At 60.2% G+C, this 24,367-nt stretch carries 25 protein-coding genes; 15 read left to right on the top strand and 10 right to left on the bottom strand.

Annotated features, from left to right (window positions below; all coding sequences use genetic code 11):
* Window positions 1-43: 43 nt before the first annotated feature.
* Window positions 44-232, bottom strand: a complete 189-nt coding sequence (locus L0U83_RS35090) for a hypothetical protein (RefSeq protein WP_233888732.1) — start codon at window positions 230-232, stop codon at window positions 44-46.
* A gap of 475 nt (window positions 233-707) precedes the next feature.
* Here L0U83_RS35090 and L0U83_RS35085 point away from each other — a divergent pair, with 475 nt between their 5' ends.
* The 5 genes from L0U83_RS35085 to L0U83_RS35065 all read left to right on the top strand — a co-directional run bounded on the left by L0U83_RS35085 (window position 708) and on the right by L0U83_RS35065 (window position 2,757).
* Window positions 708-980, top strand: a complete 273-nt coding sequence (locus tag L0U83_RS35085) for a hypothetical protein (protein WP_233888731.1) — start codon at window positions 708-710, stop codon at window positions 978-980.
* A gap of 301 nt (window positions 981-1,281) precedes the next feature.
* The gene (locus L0U83_RS35080) at window positions 1,282-1,818 is read left to right on the top strand and encodes a hypothetical protein (RefSeq protein ID WP_233888730.1); all 537 of its coding nucleotides are present in this window, start codon (window positions 1,282-1,284) and stop codon (window positions 1,816-1,818) included.
* Between the two features lie 87 nt (window positions 1,819-1,905).
* A complete protein-coding gene (locus tag L0U83_RS35075; protein ID WP_233888729.1) occupies window positions 1,906-2,103 on the top strand; it encodes a hypothetical protein in 198 nt (65 codons plus the stop codon).
* Between the two features lie 104 nt (window positions 2,104-2,207).
* Complete coding sequence (locus L0U83_RS35070) at window positions 2,208-2,366, top strand: hypothetical protein (RefSeq protein WP_233888727.1); 159 nt, start codon at window positions 2,208-2,210, stop codon at window positions 2,364-2,366.
* A gap of 112 nt (window positions 2,367-2,478) precedes the next feature.
* Window positions 2,479-2,757 (top strand): hypothetical protein, encoded by a 279-nt coding sequence (locus L0U83_RS35065; protein WP_233888726.1) that lies wholly within the window; start codon window positions 2,479-2,481, stop codon window positions 2,755-2,757.
* 356 nt (window positions 2,758-3,113) lie between these two features.
* On the opposite strand, the gene L0U83_RS35060 is transcribed toward L0U83_RS35065, so the two are convergent.
* Window positions 3,114-3,365, bottom strand: coding sequence for a hypothetical protein (locus L0U83_RS35060; protein WP_233888725.1), 252 nt, complete (start codon window positions 3,363-3,365; stop codon window positions 3,114-3,116).
* A 686-nt stretch (window positions 3,366-4,051) separates the two neighbouring features.
* On the opposite strand from L0U83_RS35060, the gene L0U83_RS35055 reads away from it, so the two are divergent.
* From L0U83_RS35055 to L0U83_RS35035, 5 genes are all read left to right on the top strand, one after another.
* On the top strand, window positions 4,052-4,882 hold the full coding sequence (locus L0U83_RS35055; protein WP_233888724.1) for a hypothetical protein: 831 nt from the start codon (window positions 4,052-4,054) through the stop codon (window positions 4,880-4,882).
* 776 nt (window positions 4,883-5,658) lie between these two features.
* The gene (locus L0U83_RS35050; RefSeq protein ID WP_233888723.1) at window positions 5,659-6,759 is read left to right on the top strand and encodes a hypothetical protein; all 1,101 of its coding nucleotides are present in this window, start codon (window positions 5,659-5,661) and stop codon (window positions 6,757-6,759) included.
* Between the two features lie 350 nt (window positions 6,760-7,109).
* A complete protein-coding gene (locus tag L0U83_RS35045; RefSeq protein ID WP_233888722.1) occupies window positions 7,110-7,805 on the top strand; it encodes a hypothetical protein in 696 nt (231 codons plus the stop codon).
* Between the two features lie 211 nt (window positions 7,806-8,016).
* On the top strand, window positions 8,017-8,385 hold the full coding sequence (locus L0U83_RS35040; protein ID WP_233888721.1) for a hypothetical protein: 369 nt from the start codon (window positions 8,017-8,019) through the stop codon (window positions 8,383-8,385).
* 636 nt (window positions 8,386-9,021) lie between these two features.
* Window positions 9,022-10,773, top strand: a complete 1,752-nt coding sequence (locus tag L0U83_RS35035; protein ID WP_233888720.1) for an Ig-like domain-containing protein — start codon at window positions 9,022-9,024, stop codon at window positions 10,771-10,773.
* 495 nt (window positions 10,774-11,268) lie between these two features.
* Here L0U83_RS35035 and L0U83_RS35030 read toward each other — a convergent pair whose 3' ends face one another.
* The 3 genes from L0U83_RS35030 to istA all read right to left on the bottom strand — a co-directional run bounded on the left by L0U83_RS35030 (window position 11,269) and on the right by istA (window position 14,454).
* Window positions 11,269-11,589, bottom strand: coding sequence for a type 2 periplasmic-binding domain-containing protein (locus tag L0U83_RS35030; RefSeq protein ID WP_233888719.1), 321 nt, complete (start codon window positions 11,587-11,589; stop codon window positions 11,269-11,271).
* Window positions 11,590-12,134: 545 nt separating this feature from the next.
* Window positions 12,135-12,923, bottom strand: coding sequence for an IS21-like element helper ATPase IstB (istB, locus tag L0U83_RS35025; RefSeq protein ID WP_233888718.1), 789 nt, complete (start codon window positions 12,921-12,923; stop codon window positions 12,135-12,137).
* Window positions 12,924-12,930: 7 nt separating this feature from the next.
* Complete coding sequence (istA, locus tag L0U83_RS35020; RefSeq protein ID WP_233889187.1) at window positions 12,931-14,454, bottom strand: IS21 family transposase; 1,524 nt, start codon at window positions 14,452-14,454, stop codon at window positions 12,931-12,933.
* A gap of 178 nt (window positions 14,455-14,632) precedes the next feature.
* Between istA and L0U83_RS35015 the strand changes: the two genes are divergently transcribed.
* Window positions 14,633-15,364, top strand: coding sequence for an alpha/beta hydrolase (locus L0U83_RS35015; protein WP_233888717.1), 732 nt, complete (start codon window positions 14,633-14,635; stop codon window positions 15,362-15,364).
* A 69-nt stretch (window positions 15,365-15,433) separates the two neighbouring features.
* Window positions 15,434-15,787, top strand: coding sequence for a hypothetical protein (locus L0U83_RS35010; RefSeq protein WP_233888716.1), 354 nt, complete (start codon window positions 15,434-15,436; stop codon window positions 15,785-15,787).
* Between the two features lie 155 nt (window positions 15,788-15,942).
* Here L0U83_RS35010 and L0U83_RS35005 read toward each other — a convergent pair whose 3' ends face one another.
* A complete protein-coding gene (locus L0U83_RS35005; protein WP_233888715.1) occupies window positions 15,943-16,698 on the bottom strand; it encodes a hypothetical protein in 756 nt (251 codons plus the stop codon).
* A 522-nt stretch (window positions 16,699-17,220) separates the two neighbouring features.
* Entirely contained in the window at window positions 17,221-18,684 is a 1,464-nt protein-coding gene (locus L0U83_RS35000; protein ID WP_233888714.1) for a serine hydrolase domain-containing protein, read from the bottom strand.
* Window positions 18,685-19,019: 335 nt separating this feature from the next.
* On the opposite strand from L0U83_RS35000, the gene L0U83_RS40740 reads away from it, so the two are divergent.
* On the top strand, window positions 19,020-19,970 hold the full coding sequence (locus L0U83_RS40740) for a helix-turn-helix transcriptional regulator (protein WP_233888713.1): 951 nt from the start codon (window positions 19,020-19,022) through the stop codon (window positions 19,968-19,970).
* Window positions 19,971-20,208: 238 nt separating this feature from the next.
* Here L0U83_RS40740 and L0U83_RS34990 read toward each other — a convergent pair whose 3' ends face one another.
* Complete coding sequence (locus L0U83_RS34990; protein WP_233888712.1) at window positions 20,209-20,517, bottom strand: hypothetical protein; 309 nt, start codon at window positions 20,515-20,517, stop codon at window positions 20,209-20,211.
* Window positions 20,518-21,002: 485 nt separating this feature from the next.
* Here L0U83_RS34990 and L0U83_RS34985 point away from each other — a divergent pair, with 485 nt between their 5' ends.
* A complete protein-coding gene (locus tag L0U83_RS34985) occupies window positions 21,003-21,332 on the top strand; it encodes a hypothetical protein (protein WP_233889185.1) in 330 nt (109 codons plus the stop codon).
* 284 nt (window positions 21,333-21,616) lie between these two features.
* Here the strand turns inward: L0U83_RS34985 and L0U83_RS34980 are convergent, their stop codons facing one another.
* A complete protein-coding gene (locus L0U83_RS34980) occupies window positions 21,617-22,252 on the bottom strand; it encodes a LysE family translocator (protein ID WP_233888711.1) in 636 nt (211 codons plus the stop codon).
* A 398-nt stretch (window positions 22,253-22,650) separates the two neighbouring features.
* Here L0U83_RS34980 and L0U83_RS34975 point away from each other — a divergent pair, with 398 nt between their 5' ends.
* Window positions 22,651-22,875 (top strand): hypothetical protein, encoded by a 225-nt coding sequence (locus L0U83_RS34975; protein WP_112172168.1) that lies wholly within the window; start codon window positions 22,651-22,653, stop codon window positions 22,873-22,875.
* 142 nt (window positions 22,876-23,017) lie between these two features.
* Here the strand turns inward: L0U83_RS34975 and L0U83_RS34970 are convergent, their stop codons facing one another.
* Window positions 23,018-24,298 (bottom strand): MFS transporter, encoded by a 1,281-nt coding sequence (locus L0U83_RS34970; RefSeq protein ID WP_373321173.1) that lies wholly within the window; start codon window positions 24,296-24,298, stop codon window positions 23,018-23,020.
* Between the last annotated feature and the right edge of the window lie 69 nt (window positions 24,299-24,367).

Raw genomic sequence — 24,367 nt, 5'->3', positions numbered from 1 at the left:
GCCGTTTCTCTCTAGCCCGACGCCGTATTGGGCTTGCAGATGTCTACTTATCGCTGCTCTTGCCGCCGACGCCGACCTTGCCACGCCCGACCTTGAGATGAGGCGCACAGGGGCGCAGGCGCTTCCTGGAGGCGGCCGTCAACGTAACGTGCTCCGCAGGGTAGCGGGTTGTCCTGTGCTCGGCGGCCTGATAGGTGGAATGGCCCGGATCGATGCGCTTGATACCTGACATGACTGGAACCTCGTCAGACGATTCTATGCCAAAGCGCCGCGGCAGTTATGGCGCCTTCCTGAATATGCTGTGGTCAAATCTGCGACCAGGCGGCCAGCAAACCGTGTGCTTGGCGATCGGCTGGCTTTCGGGCACTGGCGTTCTTGGCTCAGTTCGTTCGGGCTTCTATCCCTGGCAGCGCGCCCGCGACGCCGCTGGAGCGGCGCTTTATTTCCGTACGCCAGCAGCGCAACATACAACTACTGGTCGAGCGTGGTAGCGTCACGTTTGACCGTGCATCGAGCCCTCGGGTCAAGGCAGCGTGCGTGTCAAACAGTTCATCGTCCAGCAGTCCGAAGATGACGCCGATCTCGATGATGTACAGATCGCGCTGTCCTGGATGAGCGCGAGCGACTTCTCAGCGATCTGCTCACGGCCCGAAGCCATGTCCGGTGTCCGCGAATGTCGACGCGATAAATAAGGCGGGGAGACAGCCATGACGCGAAGCTACGATTACGAGGGCTTTACGCTTGAAATCTCGGTTGAGTCCGATTTCAGCATCGGACTGAAGAAGCCTGAGCCAGCCAAGCCTGGTTATGTCGCCGTCGTCAGGATCATTCAGGCAACCAACACTGTTGCGGTATTTTCACCCTTACGCTTCGGCGAAGTGTGCGGTCGGCCCTTTGCGACGGAGGCGGACGCACTCATGGGCGGATTCAGTGCCGCGCGCAAGATCGTCGACGACCTGTTCTGTCACGACCGGCACTGATTCCTCTGAGCGCGATGACCGGCATCGCTGTCGCAATGTTTGTGCAGGTGCCGTGGTATCGCATGTCAAGGGGCCGCGAACCCGTCGAAACGGCAGGCCCTTCACCACGCGCGGCCAGTCCCACATATTGGGGAAACTCCTGAACAACATCGATTAATGGCGCGGATTTAACAAAGTTAGAATGAACGCTCTAGATTGATCGGCAGGGTGTGCCCGGTGTCGGTTTGCGGGCGCCGGGCATGCCGACGATCAGCCGCAGTGGCAGCGGCAACGCCTGTTGGTGAGCACCTGGAGCCAATTCGTGAGCATTCCTGAACAGAAATCATTTGCCACTTCTGCCGCCTGCGCGGCCGCATATCCGATACCGGCTATCGAGCTGGCTGCCGCCTTTGGTGCGCTCGCGCGGTACAACCTCTCCATGTACGGAGTGGTACTCGCCGGAGCGCCGAACAGACGCGAGAGCATGCCATCGGCGCAAACGCCGGAGCCGCTTGCCTGGAATCAGGCCGGTTGGATGCCCCCATTTGCTGCGCAGTTCGCCGTGCATACCAGCGCCGTGATGGACATGACGCTGCAAATGTCGGCCGCGCTGAACCGGCTTGCCCTCAATGGCTATGTCGAAACGGCCCGGCACGCGACAGCGGCAATCGCTACGATCGCCAGGAGCCTGAGGGTTACCGACGCCATGATGAAGGAGTCCAGTCCGGCTCCCAATGATTCCGCTTGCGCTGTCGATGCGATGGCTCCTGCTGCCTCGCAGCACATCACGCGCAAGAAAACGGATTCCTTCAATGGGCCGGCGCCGACGGGCCGCAGGCGGCGAAATCCGTCGCGCTAACGTAGCCCGTCTTCTGGAGAGCCGTTACCGGCCGGATCGCCGCTGAATACGGATCTATTTCTCAATGTCCCAACGCCAGGGAATGCCATGCTGAGCCCCCACGAACTTGCCACGTTAATACTGGTGAAGGCTGCGCCTGAGCGGATGGAGGCGGACCGCCTGGAACTCGGCGCACTTCGGGAGCTTGAGCTGATTGCGCTTGAGCCACCCGAAGCGGGCACGCCAACGCCTCGTGTGACACCGCGAGGCGACGCAGTCCTGCGCGCGATCGCCCGGGCGCGCTGAGCGCAGGCACGTTGCCGATGGTCTGCCACCGGGACGGACTATATTCAAGATGCGTGCCGCACGGAACGTGAGGCGGCGATCCGGGTATCACTGGAGAGGCTGACATGGACCAAACCTGGCTGGGTATGGCTGCCGGCACGATAGTGCTTGTTATCGCTGTGATTGGCGTGACTGCCCACTACCTCCGTGAGCGGCGTCGGGCCGATCTGCTGCGCAATCTCGATCACCATGAATGGTGGCAACGAACCCGCTCACGACGCTGAGCTTCGTCGGGAGGCGCAGGGTACGGCCTGCATTTCAGGTCGCTCCGATGCTGGAAGCAGAAGCGTGAACACAAGAACGCATACGACGGAAACAAACAACGGGGAATCTATCGTGAGCGACGAATTCGCTGAACGGGATCTGGCGCATATCAGGAACGTGCTCAGCCATCTCGAGCACTCGGCCGATAGTGTTCGCGGCATCGAAACGGGGGCAATGGTCAACCTGAACTACTGGCGGGACAGGGTCCGTAGCATTCTGGCCAGACCTTTGCTACCCATGCATATTGAGAAACAGGCAAAGGATCTGCTAGCCCGACTTGATCGAATTGAGAGACCCGAGTCTTACGCTGGCGCCAGCGGCCACGCCGCATCATCGTTTCCAGCGCATTGAGGGACGATGGACATTCGCAATGACAGCAACGCCACCGGACGGCGCTGAGTCCGCTGTCGTCATGAATGGTTAGCCGAGACGGGCAGACCGCTTCCTGGTGGCAGTCCTGATTGATGCACACGAAAATTCGCTCCCCGTGCAGTACGCACTGAACTGGGCGAAGCGTGTTGCACGCACGGGGCGACGACTTTGCGTCCCGCGCTGCGACATGCCATTGCCGGCTTTGTGAGCATCGCCGCGGGTGCACACCTGACCAGCACTGTGCGAACGGAGGGCGCATAGATGATGTTCAAATGTCGCTCCTGCCCGCCCGCTGGCACTCTGCCGGCGCGTATCCGATGCCGGTCGCCCAGCTATCAGTGTTCTGATCCTCGCAGGCGCGCGGACATCGCGCGCAACTCGGAACGAACGGCCCGGCGCTCGCGCTCGGCCTGCTGACCGTCTGCGATCATGTTTTCTATGCGCATCATAATGGCGCGCAGCGCGACACGCGAGCCGCTCGCCCGTTCGGACGAATCCATTGCGCGCACCGCATCTGCCGCGACATCGTGAAGCTCGCGCAGGTCCCGGTACACCAGTTCGAGCTGGTTTTCGAAGGTTTTATGCATCAGTTTGCCTCGAGCAACGATTTGAGGCCGTCATACACCATTGTGCAATCCGGCGAGAGTCTGAGTCGTCGGGTCCAGCCGCAAATGGCGATTTCCAGCAGCAAAACCAGTCGATGGACGACGGCGTACCGGACAAGTGGACATGTCTACTATACGTTGATTGTAAGTTGTTTGTATGTGTCGGGATGTCGCCAACATGCATTTAATTCGGACCGCGCAGGATCGCCGGGCAACGGCAGCTGGGGCCGAGCTTTGTGCGTAGCTCGTCCGGCAGGTCCCATATGCAAAGCCGTCAATTGAATCGCTGGGCTTCCGAATCCCTGAGCGGCTGTCTGTGGCCACCTGGAAGTAGGAGGTTGACCATCCGAGTATCGGAGGCACCACGACCTTGAACTTCCGTCGACGACCCGCATCGGCAGCTCGGAGCGGCGGTACCCCAGCGACAGCTCTTGTTGGTATTTCGGCCTTTCGCCGGGTTGTTAGCAAATGACAGTCTTGCCGAACCGCAGACTACCCTCTAAGTTTTAGTCTTTGTGAGTCGACCCGTTCGTTGGCCCGCCACGAAGGGAGCGACAGTCTCCTGCAAGTGGTCCGTGTCAACGGCTCTACCCATCAGCTCATCGAGAGCCTCGCGGCGCATAGTCTACGGGCGTCGGCGCGTGGCCCACGCGCGAGGAGACGCTCGCATGTCGCGCATCGGCAAGCTAAGCCAGAAAAGGAAGGCAATGAAGCTGAGAACCGCAGACCTGTACTATGGGGCAGTGCTAAGCCGGATCGCGGGGTTTCCCGTACTGACCGAGATTCATCAGGTCGGCCAGGACGGCTTTTACGAGATCAACGGCGAGCGGCGCCTGCTTGTCAAGTATTCGATCGCATCCGGTCCCGTCTGGCGTTTCGCCTTCAGTCCGGACGACATAGCTCGGCTCGCGAAGGGCGCGCGCTACGATACTTGGATCACGCTGGTCTGCGCGACCGAGAGTATCTGTCTACTCAGTCTTGACCAGTTGGGTGAGGTAATTGATCTCGGAGCCGTCGCGCGGCAATGGGTTTCGGTCAGCATCGCGCCTGGCCACAGTTTGAAAGTAGCTGGGTCGTTGGGTCTTGCGCAATATACGGTTCGGCGCAACGCGTTCCCGGCAGACATGTTGGTTGCTGGTCGCCGGACCGAAGACTTTCGCTGGCCCCCTCTTTGCCAGATCAGGGTCTATCGCAGCGGGCAGGGGCTTGCCTACACTACCGAGGATCCGTTCTTTGATTTTGCTGACCACTTGGCATTGGATCTTGGGCGGAGGCCGAAGGTTGTCCATGTTGGAATGTTGACCCGTAGTCCGGAGTGGACTGAGTGGACTCCAGTCAACCTTAAGCGAGTCGAAGAGAAGATCAGCCATGACCTTGCGTTCGATGGATATGACGTGCGCATCGAACGCATAACTCCCGAGACGAAAGGAAAAAATTGTCTCGTGCCGCTGTGCTCAAGGGAGTTCTTATGGAAGTTGACGATTTCAGTCGCACGCTGAGCCGCGCTCGGATTGCCCATTTATTGCATTCTGCTTCATCTTCGACGCCAACAATGTCGATCACACCACACGCAAAAGGTTCTCGTTGTTGCGTGGCCGTTGACGAGTGCCCACGCGTCGAGTCGATGCCTCGCGATGCAGACCGAGAGGTTGCTCCTTGTGAGCGCTCGCCGGATCGGGCACGATGAGCTCGCGCCACCCAAGAAAGCCCAAAAGATCATGGACCATCGCACGAATCAGGACCTCGCCACACTATTCAGGCAGACCCGTCGTGCGAGGTCGGTGAGCCGTATCCAGCGGGACACCTACAGGGACTCCCCCGATGGGAAGAGGGCAGATCGTCTGAAGCCGCATTCCTCGTGCAGGGTGACGATGCAGTGCGCACACGGCTGCTTCTGACGGAAAAGGAAATGACTGGCAACTACTACGTCGTGGTGTTCCCGGAAAACCGACTTGGCCCCGGTCCCCTCACAACAAACGCGCCAGGTTCTAGGCGATGACTTCCATTGTGAATCGACCGTCCGCAACGCACCGGGGACCTGTCACACGGCGGCGCAATGCCAATCTCGTCCTAGCCGAACCCGGAAGTATGAGGTCGACCATCCGCGTTCTTGAGGCGTCGGGAACTTTAACTTCGGGAGTCGACCTGTTGCGGGCCCACATACCGGCGAATTCCAGGAAGGGGGCGTTCAACGGAAAGTTCTCGACGGTTATGGTTGCGCGGATATTCCTCTGGCAAGATGGACGCTAGGCAAACCTAGCGGCAGGGGACTACTGTGGACGAAGCCTATGAGGTGGTCACGGACGTCGCCGAAATCGCGCGACTGAACAAGCAACTTGCGACCCAGTTGCGCAAGGTCCTCCCATACAGGGAGAGTCGCGAGATAACCTACCCATCCAATCTCCATACCGGCACGGTGTACTTCGAGACGTCGGCTGGCGCCAGTGTCCGGGCCTGGTCACCGCGCGTCGCGCCGGGCAAACTGGAGAACTTCTTCCTTTTCGCTGATCCCGGAAGTACGAATCGCATTGAGATTGAGGTCCAGCTGACCTTTCCGGCTGGCACCTATAACCGGCGAGCGGCCGGCGCCTTTGTCCGGGATGGCAGCGGCGATATTTTCGTGGCCCATCGCGGCAACCTGACAAAGGGCACTGCGGGGCTTCCGAAGGCCAAGGTATTCCGCGAGTTCGCAGCATCTGTCGTCGAGGCCGCTGACAAACCCAAGTCCTCAAGGGTCATCCTGATTGCCGGGTTGAAAGCCCCTGACCTTGCCGACCAGCTGTGGGAGTTCGCTAAGCAAGCCCGGGAGGTCGCGACCCAGCTAGGCGAAGAACGGAATAGCGATGCTGGCCAATCCACGGGCGGGGCACCGTCTGGCGGAACCGGCACGGGTGGTCTGGGCAAGCCACGTGGTGCCGGGGCTGGCGGCCAGCCGGCGTCACCGGCGGATCGCCAGATGAAGCTGCGGGCCTACTTCGACGAGTATTCGGGTGAGGGGCACACAAAAGGGCACGGCGGCGGCAAGCGCACCGTCGAGCACGGTGCGGTCGTGCGGGCACTGGAACTTTACCTGCGAAACAAGGGCAGCAGCCAGAAGGCGCAGGCCATTGATCTCGCCATTGTCGCAACGTCCAGGGTCGATCTCTTCGAGGTCAAGACCTCCGCCCGAACGACGGACGTGTACACCGGGGTCGGCCAGCTGCTCATCCACGGGGAGTGCATCAAGGAACTGCTCGGGCTCGTGGTGAAACGCCACCTGGTCCTGCCCGGAGAGCCGAAGGCCAGCCACGGAAGGGCAATCTCCGGCAAGGCGAATATTACGGTCGTCACCTACCAGAAGAAGGGTTCGAGGTACCAGTTCACCGGTTTGAACTGATATGGACGCAGTTGGGCCGGTGATACTGGCCTGGTCTATCGGGATGATGTGAATGCCGCTTCTGAGACCTGAGCGACACGGCACACTGTGGTCATGACACGACCTGGACCCATTTGAGCCCTTCAGATAAATTCCGCGAGTGTCGCGGCCAAGCATCAAAGCGGCCGTTCAGGGCTGTCTACGCACCATACATGATTGGCCAGAATTTGCTGCGTCGCTTCAAAATTATATCGAATCAAGCCGATGTAACAGATAGGCGCGCGGTAAGTTACGATATTGGCTCATCTTTACAGTGTGCCCCGCTGAGTTGAGTGATCGCCATTTTTGTCAACATCGATGGAGAACCAGCCATGACGTCGAAGTTGCGAAGTCAGCTTGTATTTAAGGGTCAACTCATACTAGCCGGCCCGCTGGCTGATTATGTTAAAGGAAATGGAAATGATGGAAATCCATCATGGGATTGCTGGCTTTCTGACATATCTCCTTTATGGAAATTCAAGCAGGAGCGCGAAAGGATAGTCTATGCCCAGTGGCTTGACGACATCGAGATTCAAAGGAAAGGTTTATATTTGTGGTTACAACCACGGCCTGGTAATCTTTCCGCGTATCGTTTTGTTCATGTCGGCATATCTGCCGAGAAAAATAGTACGCTGGTTGCTCGAACAAAAAGGCACTGTGGCAATCAGTTTTCGGTTGATCGGGTTTGCCGACTGCAAGAAGGGTGCAACGGATTTGGTAGCCTGGGTGATGACCAAAGGAATAGTTCCAATAAAATCGAGATTGCCAATGAATTTATGAGAAATCTAAAAATTCTTTTTCTCTGCAACTCATCTTCACACCCAAGCTCTCCGGCCCAGCTAAGGAGATTAGAGGGGCTCGTCGCCTACGCCGGCGCTGATGCGTTCGGAGAAAACGAAACCACAAATACATTGTCAAAAACTACTCGCCCATCAGACGAAACTTTTTATCACTCCATCCGCGTAGAGATGAATAAAATTCTAGAAATATTTCCGTACTTCCCCGTCCATGGGGATAGTAGGAGCTAATACGCTGAAGTGGACAGTAGTTGCCGGGAACCCATTCTCCGGGCGGCAAAGACCTTATGCGGTTGCCTGTGGTCGACCGTTTGAGTCACTCAGTTAGCATGGGCGGACGGTCCACTGACTCGCCGATATGAGACGTTCACACGCAGCGGGCCACGCGCCCGGCTGCAAGCGGCGAATGTGATTCAAAGGGCCCAGACGAAACAGGTGAGTCGTGAACGCTTTTGATGACGAAGCACGCAGTGAACTGCCGTGCTTTCTAGTGGTAGGCCAGTTCTTCGCGTTTGCGCGAGAGGGTGTTTGGTTACGTACAGACCACCTGATCGAGTCGGCCCAGATCTGGTTAAACTCAAACGGTGCTGAATGCGACTGGTTGGAGCGCGCCAGGCTCGTCGAGGCGTCGCGAGTGATCGCAGTGCGTGAAGGTGCACGCCCGTTTCCAAAGGAAGATGCGGACCTTCACAAGCTGTTCAATCTCCGCACTGTGTGGTGTCTCGACTACCGTTCGCCGGTCGTTCAGAGAATCCATGCTCTCTGTTCGGCGTATCGCAAATTTGGACCTGACGGCGAGGGCACAGAATGAAAAAAGGTCATTGCTTCTGGAGGAGTGCGGTCGCCTTGAGACGCTGTATTCCAGTGTCGCAATCGCTGGAGGTCGCGGAGTGTTGTCCCAGCCGCTTTGCAAGATTGCAGGCAGCGTGCGCTTCGTCCACGTTCTGAAACGCCGCTTTATCTCCACAACTCAACCAGTGTCGCCTGTGATTGGCCCGAGGCGATGCGTCGACTCGCGCCGTCGCAAGCACATTGCCACTTGCTGCAGGTGTGACGAGAGGCGAGAGCCCACCCCATACGGTCACTCACCACGTGGTAAATGGTCAACGGTCAATCGCGCGCCTTTGTGTTCTAGTCAACCGTTTTCGAATTCACGGCGCCAGGTTGGATCGCGCGCTGTCCTTGCCTATCATGAATTTAACGGGGCCGTTTTGAAAGGCTCGGGCCCACTGCTGACGCTGGCCCCCGCCGGGACCTGGCTTGCCGCATCATGTTCGTTGAGCCGAGATCTGACTAGCTCGCACCGAGCAAGGGCTGATGCGTCCTTAGACGTTCAAGTGCCCAGGAGTTAGCGGAAGGGCGAGCACGTCATCACCCGCAAGAGTCTTAGGATTCAATTCCGGATGAGGTGGGAATCATGCGCCGTATATGCGCCCCCGACGCTCAAATGCGCTCCTTTCGCTGGGTAGCCGCGGCGCTGATGAGCCTTGTTCTGACCGCATGTGGCGGTGGCGGTAACAGCAGCGGCAGCCCGCAGGATCTGGGCAGCCTGACGATACGCAGCGACGTCCCGCAAATTCAGACCGGCTCACACAACAGCGTCGCGACCGTCACTGCCCAGGCACTCGATACAAACGGCCGTCCGATGCAAGGCGTGATCGTGGAATTCGACCTGGACTCAGGTGAATTTCTTGGTTCCCCGATCGAAACGACTGATGCGAATGGCATCGCATCAACAACCATTACCGTGGGCGAGGACGAGAGCAACCGGACCATTCACATCTCGGCATCGACCAACCCGGGCGACAGCAGTTCGGTCGATGCTGCGCCTATTACCGAAGAAACCACAGGTACCACGGTCCAGCTTGCCGCACCCGCAACGCCACCGGAAGTCTTTGGAACGGTGACGGTCATCGCCACCGTAACGGACGCGGACGGCAATCCGGTTGGAGGTATACCCGTCGCCCTGACTTCGGCGGCTGGCAATCAGATCGCACCGGCGTCCGTCACGTCGCTGAGCGATGGCACGGCGGGTTTTGCCTACACCGCGCTCAAGGCCGGTAACGACACGCTGACTGTCACTATCTCAGGCTCCTCGGCCAGCCAGTCTGTGGTCATCTCGCCCCTTGCTTCCGGGGCGATTGATTTCACGATGACCGAGTCGCAAGATCCCATTCTCTCCGGGGCCTCCAGCAACACGGCCACGATCGGTGTGACCGCCCATACAGCCAATGGCGTGGCCTCTGGGCTGCCCGTGAGTCTTGCTGTGGACAACGGCGGCACCCTGAGTGTCGCGCAAGGCGTCACGGACGCAAACGGACTCGTGCAGACCGTTGTTGGGTACGGCACGGATAAAAGCAACCGTCTCCTGACCGTGACCGCGCAAGGCGCCGGTCACACCAACGCGCTGCCAATTGAAGTCATCGGTACGACGCTCACGGTGGTCCCCGGTGACAGCCCGATGGTGGGCGGCCCAGCCGTTCCATGGTCCGTCTTGCTGCTGGATGCCGATGGTGCGCCCATCCAGGGTTCGGTGCAGCTGAATGTGCGGAGTTCTCCTGCCGGCGAGATGCTCGATTACCAGCTGAACCCGATAACGCAGCCACTCCCGCTATTGGGCATGGGCGCCGATGGCCAGACATCGTTTGACCTTGGTCCTACCTCCCAGGGTACAGGCTTCAGCTTCATAGTTTCGGGCACCTTTGGCATTGGCAACCAGCGGTCGAACGCGGTCCCCAGTACAGTCTTGCCGCCCAATGACCCTGCATCGCAAAGGGCGACAGTTACGGCACAGGCCGGTACCAACCTGGCCGGGGTTGTTCAGCCGGATCAGTCGACATATTTTGGTTGGGTCGTGCCTGCCCAGACCAGCGCGACAGGTCCCGCTGCTTTGCAAACCAGCCCACAAGGCTATGCAACGATTCAAGCTGTCGCTCAGGATCTGAACGGCCAGCAGGCGACCATATTGCTGCGGGCAACGCGGCACAATGCGTGCTCCATCCGGCCCATGAACGCCAGCATTGGCTGCCAGTCGAGTGCACCTTTCATGCTGGATATCTGGTATGACGCGACCGATAATGTCGGGTTGCCACCTGGAGAGTACAAGGGGCAGTTTGTGGTGCATGGGCTACGCACAAGCACTCCCACTCCGTTCCAGATTCTGACGATATACCTGGACATCACAAAGAGCGCTCTTTGACGTAAAGTCGGCGAGCGGTCATGAAGATGTTGTGCAACACCTCTGGCGTGTATCGGCGGCTCTCACATGCATCGAAGCTATGCTTGCCCGCGGCCAAGTCCAGTCTCGTGCCTGGGGCTCACAGGTCAGCTTACGACGAACCGCTTTCGGCAAGTCTAAACGCCCGAAGGGTCGTGAGGACTCGCTCGACTGAGCCAGGGGCCGCCATTGCTCGACGCCTGTTTGCGAATGTCCTAATAGGAATGTGCAGCCGCCCCACGGTTCTCAACATTCGACGTCGGCTGAGGGCGACAAGCCATACTTCACGGTCGCGAATTGAATGGCCGGATCCTGAGTGGAACCGACGCCCGAATGTCCGAGCGACGCTGCGGGCGAATGACGCTTGATGGCCGACTACTGCCTGGCGTGGTCGGCTGTAGCCGACCCCTTGCGGTCGATCGCTCCAGGGCGACACCGGTCGTTCGACAGGATCCCGCAAAAGCCTGCGGCAGATGCTCATGCGGCTCCAAGGTCCACGTGGCGGCGCCGCTTGCCGAGCAACGCCGGCGCGAAAAGGCCCTGAGACTGCAAGCGCGCGATATGGTCGATGAAGGCCCGCAGCTTCGGCAGGACCTGCCGTCGGCCCGGGTGATACAAGAAGACCCCGGGAACCACCGGTGAGAGCGTCGCGAGAGCTGTGCGTAGTCTTCCTGCAGCGGCATACGCCATCGGTTCAGCAACTTGTGTGGCGCGCCGGAAGCTGCGGTGCCGCGCGACGCTCAGGAAGGCTTCCACGCCGTCCAGAGCGCCGTGGCGGACTGTGAAGTTTCGCTTCATGACGTGTACAGATTATCTCGGCTAGCGCTACGCCGGACGCAAGCATAGAGTCAAGGCCGTCAGACAAAGGAGCAACGGCCATGACAGCAAGCAACCTGCCTTCCGCAGGACCGGGCTCAACCAAGTCGCCTGCGGCCCTTCCGGTTTCGGACTTCCCGAGCGATCCGATCCCCGTTGTCCGGGACGGGCTCAGCGCCTGGTACGACGGCGGCGACCGAGTCCCATACGATCCGCAAGCGCGAGCGCTGCGCTCCGGGCATCGGTCGCTGCGCGTGTTCGTCCGGCGCGAGGGGGATGTCGCGCGAGCAGTCACGTTCCTCTCCGGCTACCCGGACGGCTCGAGCGGCTGGGCGAGCGTGGTGGCGCACCTGCCCGGCGCGTCGGCCATGCCCAAGCTGTTCCTCGATTATGTGGGTATGGGTGACTCCGACAAGCCGAGCGACTACCGGTTTTCGACGGCTGTCACGGGGCGGCGTAATCGAGCCGGGGATGGGCGCCGTAATGGAGCCAGCAGAAACGGGGGTAAAGCGCAGATTCGAACGGGCTCAAGAATGCGGTCTTTTGCCTGGTTTGGCAACCGCGTTTTCACTGCTTCCTGGCATCGGTTTGGGTTTGCGGAAGCTCTCACCTTCGATCACGACGCGATAGGCACCGTGGCGTAGCCGGTCCAGCGTCGCGGCGCCCAGGATGCGGTTGTCGGGGAACGCGTCTCCCCATTCGCTCAGATCCAGATTTGACGTGACGATGGAAGCCGCCCGCTCGTACCTGGCGGCGATCAGATCGTGGAAGTCTTCGTCGTGGGGCGGATGTAGCGGTTTGACAGCGAAGTCGTCGATGATGAGCAGTGGCACGCGCACGAACTGCTGGAACTTGCGCTCGTACAAGCCCGTGGCGCGGGCCGCGTGCAGTTTCTTGAGCAGATCCGTCTGCGAGATGAACAGCACGTCACGCCCCTGCCTGGCCGCGCAGTGACCCAGTGCCTGCGCCAGATGGGATTTGCCAACGCCTGTTCCGCCGACCAGTAGAACGCAGACCTTCTCGTCGATGTAGCGGCCGGTGGCCAGATCGTGGATGTAGGTTCGATTCAGCTTGGGCACCAGATCGAAGTTGAACGTCTCGAGCGTCTTGCCCATCGCGAAGCCGGCGCGGGCAAGCCGTACGCCCAGCTTCTTTGTGTCGCGCCGCGCGATTTCGTCGTGCAGCAACATGGCGAGGAACTCGGTGTAGGCAAGTTGCCCGTCAATGGCTTCACGGTTTCGCTGTTCGATCGAGTCGAGGATGCCCGAGAGGCGCAGCTGCTTGAGGATGGTGTTCAGTTCGGGACTCGGATTCATGGTCGGCTCAATGGATCAGAAGGGATTGAAGGTCGCGGCCGAAGCGGCCACCGTTCAGGTAGGTATCAGTGGGCGCCGTCGTCGTGGATGGCGCCGCCGCCTCGCTGTCGAGTCCCTTGTCGAGGATCGTCTTGATGGTGCGATACTGGGGGCTGGAGAACGCGAGCGCACGCTCGCACGCAGCGTTCAGGCGCACATCGCCGACCTTCTCGCGCAGCCGCACGATGCCCTGTGCGCCGCGCAGGTTCTCCAGCACCGTGTTGTTGAACATCGCGAGGATGACGGCATGGCAGGCCGCCCCGATATCCTTCGCGCGCGCCAGACACCACTGGGGATCGTGCTCGAGCCAGGCCTGTGCCTCGGGCGGCTGGTGGTCGCGCACGGTATGGCGGTCCCCGGGCTTGCGTAGCCTCGGATGAGTGGCGACGAGCTCGTGCCGGTGGAACGCCTGCACGACCGTGTCGGTGGCCTTGAGCCACAGTTGCTTGCCAACCAGCGTGAACGGCACGGAGTACAGCGCCTTCCTGTAGACGACGTGCCCATCCGTATGCACCTTGACCTCGGACCACACAGCCAGTACCGGCGGCACATCGGGCAGGCGCGTGAGCAGCGGCCGCTCGATCGCGAAACGCGTGAGCGGTTGCTCGTGTGTGGTGCCGTGATCGCGCACGCCGGCGTGCTGCATGATCCACTCGCGCAACTGCCGGTTCGCGTCGGCCAGATCGCGGAACTCGCGTAGTGGTACGAAGGACTTCTTGACGTACTTGACTCCGGATTCAACGATTCCCTTCTTGGCCGGGTCGTGCGGCGGACATGGGTCGATGCGGAAACCGTATGCTTCGGCGAGCCCCGCGTAGGAGCGCTGAACCTCAGGACTGTGCAGGCAGTGCCGGATGATCGCGCACTTGGCGTTGTCGATCGTCACCCGGGAAGGACAGCCCCCGAACCATTCGAAGGCACGGCGATGACAGGCCAGCCACGTCTCGACGGTCTGGTCCAGGACGACCTCGGCATACTGGTGCCGGGACCAGCACAGGGTCATCACGAAGATCCACGTCTTGAGCGGGATACCCAACTCGTGCGTGAGCACGGGGCCGGCGCCGAAATCAACCTGGGCGGCTTCGGCGGGCGCGAACTCGAGGATCGTCGTTGCCTTGACGACCCGTTCGGCCGCCAGACGGCGCAGCATGCGCTTCACGGCATCGTAACTGCCGGTATAGCCGTGATTGCGCTGAAGGGCTGCATGGATTGTGGTGCCCTGGACGCCGGCGGCGAGCCACTCGCGAACCTGCTCGCGGTACGGCTCAACCGTCGAGACGCTGCTGCGTGGCATCTGTCTCGGAACGCTGTTGAGGACGCTGGCGATCTCGGGATCTTCCGGCATGGGCTGCGCCGGATCGAGCCAGCCTCGCGACTGGGCTTCCTGCCGTAGTGCCGCAAGCTTGGCTCGGCCCATCAGGCGTCGCCGCGCGATGTCGCGGTCGGAATCACCGCGTCGCATGCGCACAAGGATATGACGATACTCAAACAATTCGAACCTCCTGTTGGCCATAGGCGCTCCGCTCAAAAGAACGGAGCGTACCGACTTGGAAAGTTCGAACTGCACTTGTGCCCGCTACCGCTGGCGCCCAAGGGTGGCTTCTTTACGCCGCCCATGAGGTGGCTCGATTACGCCGCCCCTGAACTGGCTTCATTGCGCCGCCCCTCAGGTGGCCCGATTACGCCGCCCCCGGATTGGCTCTATAACGCCGCCCGCTGACACGACGGCCGAGCGGGCTGACCTCGTCGAAGCGCTCTGGCGAGAACTCGGCGTCGAATCGACGACGCTGGTCGCGTTCGACTTCTCCACGCTCGTGATTCTGGAGCACTTGCGGCGTCGGCTCGAGCGCGCGGAGCGCGGCGAGCCCGAGGGCGGACCCGTGATCCGCGGCGTCCTAATGTTCAACGGAGGCCTGTTCACCGATGGCCACTCGCATCCCTGGTGGACGACGCCGGTGCTTCGGCGACTCGGCGACTGGATGCCCCAGAAGGCTCCGTTCGGGGTATTCATGACAATGGCCGGCGTGATGTGGTCCCGGCGTTTCCCGGACCGCGACAAGGCCGGTCGACGAGTTTACGAATCGCTGCGTCGACACGGCGGCTACGACTTCCTTCGCCGGGCTGCCGGCTTCGTGGCAGATCACAAGGCCGAAGGCGAGCGCCTCGACTTCGGCCGGCTGTTCATGGCTTTCCGCGGCCGCTTCCCGTTCCTCGTCGGCGGGAGCGAGGAGGACGCGTTCGAGCACCGGCAAGTCGACCTCGCGCAGAAGCGGCTGGCCCCTTTCGGGTTGGAGATCGCGCGTCTTGCCGGTGGTCACATGACGACTGACGAAGAGCCAGGAGCGTTGGCCGACCTGATCGCCAGGTTCGAGCGCGAGAAAGCAGCGCACCCCGCAATCTGAGCAACGCCGCCCGGAACTCGGACCCTCGGCTGAAATTTACTTCAACCCATTTGAGATAGGAGCCCTCCTATGACTGACCAACCTCACGGCCAAACTCAAACTTCCGCCTCAACGATCACAGGTGTGTTTGCGGGACTAAAAGCAAAGCCCGGCGTAACACGCGAGCGGGTCATGGCCGTCATGCCCGCCGAGATACGCGCGACGGTCCAACTCTATCTCGACGGGAAAATCCGCGAGTGGTACGCGCGAGAAGACGGCAGGGGAGCCGTTTTCCTCTTGGACACCAGAGACGTCGCAGAGGCGAGATCCATCATGGAGTCCTTGCCGCTTGCTAGAGAGAACATGCTGGATCACGAGTACATACCAGTCGGGCCGCTGATGCCGTTACGTCTGCTAATAGCGAGCCAGTCAGCGAAGCAATAACGCAGCGGGCTGGTCTGCTGAGGATCTGCGTTCGACGACGAGGGAACTGGGATTCATGCCGCGAATGTCGGCTAAGGAAAAGGGTGGGTGCGAGACGATTCCGTCCGATCGTGGCCGGTCACTGCCTGATGAACCCAACCTCAAACTGCCTCAATTCACATCATGCCGCCGGTGGCGCTGCCTGTGCCGCCAGTGCCGGATGAAGGTGTGGACGTCGCGGTGAGCGGATGAGCGAGACCCGCTGCGGACAGCAGCGAGACGGCAACCGGATCGGGCATGCCATCGACATCGATGGCGCCTGCTGTCGCCAGCGCACCGAGATCGCTGTCGACCCCTGCTTGCCCGACGATGAACGGCGTCGTCAGAAACGCCGGTGCCGTCAACGTGACCGCATAACGTTGCTGCAGATTCGTGACGACTGCCGATTGCGCAGCCAGTACATCGGTCTGATTTGCCAGCACCTGCTGGAACTGCAAGTTGCTCGGGAAGCCCGCAATCAGACTGGCCTCGCTCGTGCCAAGTTGCGAAGCGAGGTAGACGAGCATCAGTTCCGTCTCGGGTGTCGTATTGAAAGTTCCGCCGGCAAATGCCAACGAATGCAAGGTCGTGCCGCCAGAGTTCACGGTGAGGATGCAGGGAATCGTGGCGCTTAACGTAATGCTGTAGTGTCCACCGCCGTCTGACAGTGTGGAGTCCGAACCCGAAGCACAACTGAAGCTAACCACCGCGCTCGCGAGCGCCTTGCCGGTAGCTGCGGTGCCCGATAGGGCGACGTTTGGCATCCCGTTTCCGCCGACACAGCCGTCAAGGCTGAAGCAACTGTTTCCGCCGCACGCGACGAGTGTTGCGAGCGATGCTCCGCAAAGTGCGGCCAGCACCGGACGAACGTAACGTACATCGTGAGTGTTCATGGCCGCCTGCCGTTGATAGAAGGGGATAAGGCGAGCCGCCCCACACAAAGGGACCGGCGCTTCGATTGATTTTAAGCCCTATGCGCCGAAATCGTTTGTCGCATCAATCACGTTGATCGCGCTATCGGCCATTGCGGTTATCGACGACCCGTCGCTTCAGCATTCGGCGAATGTCAGCTTCCGAGCGAGGCGTGGGACTGGAGTCGACTGCGGATTCAACCGGTCGATGCAACACAATGAACGTCGCATGAGCGGCGGGAGTGTTGCAAATGAAACAGAGGCGCCGGATCTATTACAGCGAAAGCCAGAAGGCGTTGATGTGGGAACGCTGGCGTAAAGGCGGGTCGCTGCGCGATGCCGCTTCGAGTGACCGTTTGAATATGAGTATGCACGACAGCGTGAAGCTGAAGTTGGGGCAACGCAGACCATTGAGCGATCAAAAGTGCGGGTCCGGTTCCTCGGCGGCTGCTGCGTCTCGCCACAGCGCGGGGCTCATTCCGGCAAGCCTCCGCGCTCTACTCGTTAGTGCAGTGCTTCGGTCAATGCATTGACGAAGATGGCTTCTTCATTGTATGGATTGTTAGCGATATATGTGGGGTCAGTTGAATCGCAGCAATGCGGGTCCGGCTTGTCCCACACACCCCACTCAACAACAACCAGATTTTCTCGCTGGTTGATCGCGATCATCTGCCCAAAGACACCGATTGCCATAAACGTCCAATCCGACGAGGCACCTGGTTGGTCTTGGACTGGTCCACGCGACTGAACGGGCACCGCACCTGTCGGTACGGTCGTATTTTGTAACGGCGCGCCGATATTGGTGAATAGAGGACTGGCGTTGTGGACCCCATCGTCATAGGCGGGATTGAACCACCACATATTCCCATACGAACCATTATCGGCATAACCCGGCACCGCGGATTGGCTTATCCAGGTAGTTGAGTCGGTAACCCAGTTATCCGGAAGTACACTGGTGCCATTTGCGAGTTTGCCGTTATTGAGCACAAAAAGGCCTAATCGACCGTAGTCTCGCAAAGTGGCATTGAACCCACCACCTCCGAACGATACCCCACCGTCTGATTCCAGCCACCAATTTCCATCGGCTTCCATGCCGAAAGGCTGCCAGATCTTCGATTGGATATATTTCGACAAGCTCATTCCGGTCGCGCGCTGTACGACCAATCCTGAGACAAACGCTTCCCCCGTGCTGTAATTCCAAACGGTACCCTGTGCCGTCGGTGCGCCAGTGTTGGCATCCTTGGCTCGCGCGAGAGTCTTCATGTGGTTGAGAATGCAACCGGCTGTTTTGTGGGCAACGCAGTTGATGACCGCAACAATGTCCGACCTGGAATCAAGATAGTTCTCATTCCATGCGACACCGGAGGACATGTGAAGCAGATTGCGTAGCGTTACCCCTTGATACGCAGAGCCTGCCAGTTCAGGAACGTACTTTTCGACCGTATCATCAAGACTTTTGATCGAGCCGTCCTTGAGCGCCGCACCCATAAGAACTGACACGACTGATTTGCCGGCAGATTTGGAATCCCACAAGGTATTGCGATCCATGCCCATGGCATATCGCTCAAGCGCGACAGCACCGTTCTTGATGACCAGGAGGCCGCTGATTTTGTTGTGATTCATGTAGTCATCGACGGTGTTATTTGTTCGCAACGTTCCATCGGGATTTTTGCCGTATTGATAGACGGTATTTGCCGCAAGTGCGGCTACGGCCGACGCAGCATCCGGGAGATTCCCCGGATTTCCCGAGCTCTTGAAGGGCTCGGTGGACAGAATCTCGGCACTGTGACTAAACCCAACGACTTTCTCGGCTTGTGTCCAATTAAAAAGGTTGCTGAGGGCTGGCAGCTTGATTGATGCCGGGCTGCTGCCGTCACTTCCGCCTCCGCAAGCGAACAGACTGAGGGACATAACAAGAAGCGCGCTCTGGGGCAAGAACCTGCGCCAGGGAAAGGATTTTTCAGACATTGAACGTCTCTGAGAATATTTTGATGTGCCGACTGGTCCGTGATGACCGTCGACCCGAACAGCAGGGACCCGAATCGGACCGCTCGATTGTCAATTGGTTATCGCTTCGAGCACGCTTGTCTCCTTCTTGCCTTGCATATGGTTTTGATGCCAGCGTGACCAGCCGTGTGGGGAGGGGCGCTAGGCAAGTGCAAGTTCAACAAGTAGCAGGGCTGCTCGCAACCCTGCAAATGCACTGGGCAATAGTGGGTAGCGGCAGCCCGGCTTCAGCAGCGTAGAATTGACAATCATCATGTCGCCCGCCTCAAACCTGCAGTTGCAGGGAGCATTACAACGTGCAGCTCGCAGCCCTATCTTCCCTGCTATTGTCCTGGCACCGGCTTACCGGCCAATCGATGCGCGATGACGTTCGTGGGCGCGCCCTGGAGTTGCTGGAGGCCCATCTACCACTTAGCGCCGCGTGGTGGGGTCTCGGACGTCTATCGGGCAACTCACCTTGGGTGCTTCAGAGTTACCTTCATCGGCTTCCCCCCGCGTTTGCCGCCGACTGGCTCGCGGTCGCCGAGATGGACGAACTGGCGCGCTCGGTTCTCGAAAATCCTGGTGTTACCGAACTCTATTCTGGCCTTGACGCGCCAAACTGCTTTGATGTGCGCTACGGAATCGCGTCAGCGCTGTCGACGGCGATGGCTGACGAAGATACCGGTCTCGTGCGCTTTCTTTCGATCTATCGCGACCACTCGCTGCCGTTGTTCACCGACAATGACCGCGCGTTGGTTGAACTGCTGGTGCCGCACATGTTTCTGGCCGAAGAGCAACAGGAGCGCGCGACCTGGCAAAGAAAACTTGCCAATCAGCGCCAGTTGCTGGCAAAGGTGAACGAACATGCCTGGCTGGAGCAAGCCTCGCCGGCGTTCTGCCAGGTGCTATTGGCGGAGTTTCCCGAGTGGAACGGGGGTTGCCTACCCAAGGCGCTCCACAACCTGACCCGGACTGACGGAGGACTATGGCAAGGGAGAACACTTGACGTGTCAGCGTCCCGTAGCGCAGATGGAGGTTGCCACCTGGGCTTGCAGCTCCGCATGAGCCTGGGACTAACGCGTCGAGAGGAAATGGTGGCGCGTGCCTACGCTGGGGGCCTTTCGCACAAGGAGATTGCGCGCGAACTAGGGCTTACACCTGCCACTGTGCGAAGCTACCTTCAACAGTGCTATCTGAAGCTTAAAGTTTCAAACAAGGTATCCCTGGGCGATGCACTGCGAGGCGTTAGTGAACAATGTCTCTGAGTCCATCTCGGTATACCGTCGTTGATCCTTCCCGCAGTACCTTTTCTGGCGCGGTCGCTTTAATCTAATCAGCGTGTGTAAGTCCGTTGTCGAGAGTCAGTCGTTCAGGGCGAATAGGCCTCCCAAATGACGATTTGGCGGCTGAGACGAACGACGCTTCAGGGCCGCCTGCTGTACGACGCGGTCGCCCGAAAGGAGGAGGCTAGCGAGGTCTTTCTTCAGTACGCATCCGGTTTCGTTATTTTTTACCCTTGAGGGTGAACGGGGCGAGAAGCGACTGAACGTCGACCTGCAGTCCCTGGAGTAAAAGCAGGCGAGCGTGGAGCACCGTATTTTCGAGCACGAGTTTCGCGGTGCTCAGAAGGTACATCGCATGGACGTCGGAAACCGACATGTCTCCTTCGACAACATGATGCCGTTCGACGAGCGAGCTCAAGACGAGACGTCTGAGGTCCTCCTCATCAAACGGCAAGTCGGCGTAGTCTATGGGGTCTTCGGCTTCGACAACTCGTAGCATGTCAACAAGGGTTTCGGTGCTCACTTCCATGTGCCAGCTCCTCGACGTTGGTCAGACGGTCCATGAAGTGCTTCCAGACTAACGTTTCCCGTATGGACCGTCCAGCGTTCTCTAATACGCAGCAGTCTTTATGCCTGCGAGTACCCAGGGAAGCGGAGCTCCGTTGGCCATGTTAATAGCGGTGGTAGTAGCCGCCTGCAGGTACGACGATGCAGCCGCTCAACGCGGTCCCGAGACATACCGCCATCAGCGCTAGCGCGAAAATTCGTTTCATACGTTCCTCACTTGTCGGTAGTGAAGGCAATATATTTGGAGCGCAAATTACCTGTGTGTTTGTGTGTAACGAGACGTGTAATTTGAAACATCTGAGCCGTCCGCGACCCCACTCGTACGTCCGCCTTACGCGAAATAATCGGTTTCAGAACTCACAACTCGCCGGTCAACATCGTGGACGTCCGTGGCGTTGAGGAGGTGAACGGCGAGAAGCCGTCCCCTCAACGGAATCGGAGATGAACATGCACAACGTTGCCTACAAAATCGCGGCGGTTGCTGTACTTGCTATGTCATTCGCAGGCACCGCGTCGGCGCAGACCAACTGGGATGCAACTCACCCGCGTCGCGCAGAAGTCAATCACCGCCTGGCGAATCAGGACCGACGCATTCACCAGGAGGTGCGCGAAGGGGAAATGTCGCGCGCCGAGGCGGCGAGACTCCATCGAGATGACCATCAGATTCGGCAGGAGGATCGCGACATGGCAAGACAGGACGGCAGCCATATCACCCATCGAGAGGACTACGTGCTAAACCAGCAGGAGAATCATGTAAGCCGACAAATCGGCCAGTAACGCTTTCGTCGACGGTGGACAAGGCACGAACTGGGGGAGTGGATACGCTCTCCCCAGCGTCGGTAGGCCACAGACTTGCCGGAGGAGAGCATGAAAGGCACGAGTGAAAAGTCTCTGCGTTTGCAGGTCGAAAAATGGCTAACCCCGGTTTTCGCACTACCTGTTCACGTGATGGAGTTCGGTCGTGGTGCAAATCTGCGCTCGGGCCGCAAAAGGGAACCAGTTAACTCCAGAGTTAAAGATTTTTGGTTCCCGTACCACTCGGTGTTGCCGCTCGACGAGCCTTACTGGCGCAGTAACGCCATCATCGCGCCGAAGCCGACGAACACGCCGCCCGTCACGCGATTAAACGCTTTCGCCACGCGCCGGCTCTTGAGCGTCGCGCCGATGCGCGTGCCGAAACCCGCGTAGACGAGATACCAGCTCACTTCACACACGGCGAAGGTCGCGACCAGCACGCCGAATTGCGGCAGCACTGGGCGGGTCGCGTCGATGAACTGCGGCAGGAGCGCCGCCGCGAACAGGATCGCCTTCGGATTGCTGCCGCCGACGAAAAAGCCGTTGCGATAGAGCGCAAGCGGCGAGCGCACGGGGCGCGCGGCCACACGCTCGGCAACGTCGGCGGCGGCCTCGGGCACCGGTGCGCCCCAGGCTTTGATGCCCAGGTACACGAGATACGCCGCGCCGATGAAGCGCAGCGCGTTGAACATGGTCGGCCACGCCTGCAGGAATACGCCGAGCCCGGCCGCGGAGACGGCCAGCATCAGGACCAGGGCGGAAAGGCAGCCGGCCATGGTTGCGCTCGTGCGGCGCAGTCCGTACTGCGCGCCGTGCGACATGATGAGCAACATGTTGGGACCGGGGATGGCGCAGACGACGAAGACGGTGACGAGGAACAGCCACCAGGTATGCAGGTTCATTGCAGCGGCGAAATGTAAGAGGGCTGGAAAAACGGCGAAGGCAGAATTATGCCAGCGGAAGGCGCGTGCCTGGCCGCGGCCCGCAGGCTGGATGCAAAGCCCATATCAGGCCAGAGGTACGGCCCGGAAAAAAGAAAAGCCCGCAGCGAGTGCGGGCTTGAACCATGCCAATGGAGACATGGAGGAGACGACTTCAATATAGTCAAACAATTGACGCATCGCAATATACGTTCGAATATAAGATCGTTAACCATTGTCAGATTAATGAGTTAGTGATTGATGCGGCCATCGAGCAGGCACACAATGAAGCGGCGCGCTCGCTGGATGGGAAGGTGCGGCGCACGGGAGGCGAGACATCGCCTCGTCAGCCCGGAGCGGGTTTCAACTGGAGGGGTGATATGGGCATTCTGGACAAGGTGGGTGAAATTGCCGGTGCGGTGGCCGCAGTGGAAGGCGCCGAGAAGCTCGATCCGAACGCAGGCTTTCTAACCAAGGCCGCAGCGGCAGTTGCCGGTTTCGAGGGCGCCAAGGAAGTCGAGCAGCTAGTCGAGAAGAAGGAAGACGAAAAGCCTGCCGACGACAACACGGCGCAGCCCGCGGACGGGTCGGATCAGCAGGCGTGAGCGCCTCGCCGCGCGCGTGACGGACTGACCGGGGAGCCGGGCGCGCTTCGCTTCATGTCATTTGATACGCGAGTGGCAATTCAGATACAGGAAAGCCGCGGCTAAAGAGCCGCGGCTTTTTCTTTGGTGCGCCGCGCGGGCGCTAGCGGGCAGAGGCCGGCGACGCGCGATAAACGAAGCCGAGCGCGATGACCGCTACCGTAAAGCCGAGGGCGACGAAACACACGCCGCTCCAGCGCGCCGAGGCCCACGCAGCGCCGGCCATGAGGGCGCCTGCCGCGCCGCCGACGAAGAACATCCCCACGAAGATCGCATTGAGCCGCCCGCGCGCGGCGGGATTGAGCAGGTTGATGGCGCGCCGCCCGAGCGTCTGGTCAGCGATGACGCCCGCGTCGAGCGCGGCTGCGCCCGCAACGAGCAGACCCAGCGCCAACGCGGGATGCGCGGCGGGAGAAAAACCGCCCCAGCCTGCGCCCGCTACGCCCAGCAGCACGACCGCGCCGAGCATCGTCGCGTGCGCGGCGTATTGAACCGCGCGCCCCGCGCCATGATCGCCCAGCCGGCCCGCGAGCGGCGTGACGAATGCGCCGCTCGCGCCAGCCAGCGCGAACGCGGCAATGCCGTTCATCCTCAGCGAAAACGGCGGCTGCGACAGCAGCAGGGCGACCGCGGTCCAGAACGCAGAGAAGGCGCCCAACGCGAGCGCCGCCAGAAAGGCGCTGCGCCGCAGAACGCGCTCGGTGCGCAGCAAAGTCCAGAGCGAATAAAGCAGATCGGCGTAGCGCGCAGTCACGGCCGGCATGCGGCGCGGCGTGCGCAGGAGGAGGACCACGGCGAGCAGGGCATCCGCTGCCGCTTCGATACCGTAGAACGCGCGCCAGCCCAGGGTTCCCGCAATCAGGCTCGCAAGCGGCCGCGACAGCAGGATGCCCAGCATCAGGCCGCTCATCACGTTGCCTACCGCCCGCCCGCGCTGGCTTTCGGGCGCCATCGAGGCGGCCATCGGCACGAGCATCTGGATCACGCTGGAGGTCGCCCCCGCGAGGAACGCGGCGGCGAGAAAGAGTGGGCCCGAGCGCGCGAGCGCCGCGAGGGCGAGAAAGCCGGAGCAGGCGAGGAGCGTGCGGAAAATCAGGCGCCGGTTTTCGAGCAGATCGCAAAGCGGCACGAGCAACAGCAGGCCCGCTGCATAGCCAAGCTGCGGCAGCATGGCGACCGCGCCGACGAACTCCGGGCGCAGATGCAGCGAATGGCTCACGAGCCCCGCAAGCGGCTGGGCCGCCGATAGATTGACGACGATCACGCCAACGGCGGCGGCAAAGAACAGCGTCATTGGCAGCGTGAGCGTGGCGTGGGCGGCGTGGCTGGCGGGGGTGGCGTCGCGCGCCATCACGCGCGTACACGTTTCAGCAGGGTGCTCCATCGATTGGCTCCGCTACATGGCAAGTTCAGGTATCGTAGGGAGCCTCACGTTATGCGACAATTGAATTAT

The sequence above is a fragment of the Paraburkholderia flagellata genome (assembly GCF_021390645.1).
In the GTDB taxonomy this organism is placed as follows: Bacteria; Pseudomonadota; Gammaproteobacteria; order Burkholderiales; family Burkholderiaceae; genus Paraburkholderia; species Paraburkholderia flagellata.
Note: the sequence above shows the minus strand (reverse complement) of the source record. Positions and strands in the feature narration are given on the sequence as shown.

Excerpts from the sequence above, each read along its gene's own strand:
- L0U83_RS34970 (WP_373321173.1), bottom strand. The coding sequence starts at position 24,298 with ATGGAGCACCCTGCTGAAACGTGTACGCGCGTGATGGCGCGCGACGCC.
- L0U83_RS34975 (WP_112172168.1), top strand. The coding sequence starts at position 22,651 with ATGGGCATTCTGGACAAGGTGGGTGAAATTGCCGGTGCGGTGGCCGCA.
- L0U83_RS34980 (WP_233888711.1), bottom strand. The coding sequence starts at position 22,252 with ATGAACCTGCATACCTGGTGGCTGTTCCTCGTCACCGTCTTCGTCGTC.
- L0U83_RS35005 (WP_233888715.1), bottom strand. The coding sequence starts at position 16,698 with ATGAACACTCACGATGTACGTTACGTTCGTCCGGTGCTGGCCGCACTT.
- L0U83_RS35035 (WP_233888720.1), top strand. The coding sequence starts at position 9,022 with ATGCGCTCCTTTCGCTGGGTAGCCGCGGCGCTGATGAGCCTTGTTCTG.
- L0U83_RS35010 (WP_233888716.1), top strand. The coding sequence starts at position 15,434 with ATGACTGACCAACCTCACGGCCAAACTCAAACTTCCGCCTCAACGATC.
- istB (WP_233888718.1), bottom strand. The coding sequence starts at position 12,923 with ATGAATCCGAGTCCCGAACTGAACACCATCCTCAAGCAGCTGCGCCTC.
- L0U83_RS34990 (WP_233888712.1), bottom strand. The coding sequence starts at position 20,517 with ATGGAAGTGAGCACCGAAACCCTTGTTGACATGCTACGAGTTGTCGAA.
- L0U83_RS35030 (WP_233888719.1), bottom strand. The coding sequence starts at position 11,589 with ATGAAGCGAAACTTCACAGTCCGCCACGGCGCTCTGGACGGCGTGGAA.
- L0U83_RS35000 (WP_233888714.1), bottom strand. The coding sequence starts at position 18,684 with ATGTCTGAAAAATCCTTTCCCTGGCGCAGGTTCTTGCCCCAGAGCGCG.
- L0U83_RS34985 (WP_233889185.1), top strand. The coding sequence starts at position 21,003 with ATGCACAACGTTGCCTACAAAATCGCGGCGGTTGCTGTACTTGCTATG.
- L0U83_RS35085 (WP_233888731.1), top strand. The coding sequence starts at position 708 with ATGACGCGAAGCTACGATTACGAGGGCTTTACGCTTGAAATCTCGGTT.
- L0U83_RS35060 (WP_233888725.1), bottom strand. The coding sequence starts at position 3,365 with ATGCATAAAACCTTCGAAAACCAGCTCGAACTGGTGTACCGGGACCTG.
- L0U83_RS35090 (WP_233888732.1), bottom strand. The coding sequence starts at position 232 with ATGTCAGGTATCAAGCGCATCGATCCGGGCCATTCCACCTATCAGGCC.
- L0U83_RS35075 (WP_233888729.1), top strand. The coding sequence starts at position 1,906 with ATGCTGAGCCCCCACGAACTTGCCACGTTAATACTGGTGAAGGCTGCG.
- L0U83_RS35070 (WP_233888727.1), top strand. The coding sequence starts at position 2,208 with ATGGACCAAACCTGGCTGGGTATGGCTGCCGGCACGATAGTGCTTGTT.
- L0U83_RS35055 (WP_233888724.1), top strand. The coding sequence starts at position 4,052 with ATGTCGCGCATCGGCAAGCTAAGCCAGAAAAGGAAGGCAATGAAGCTG.
- L0U83_RS35045 (WP_233888722.1), top strand. The coding sequence starts at position 7,110 with ATGACGTCGAAGTTGCGAAGTCAGCTTGTATTTAAGGGTCAACTCATA.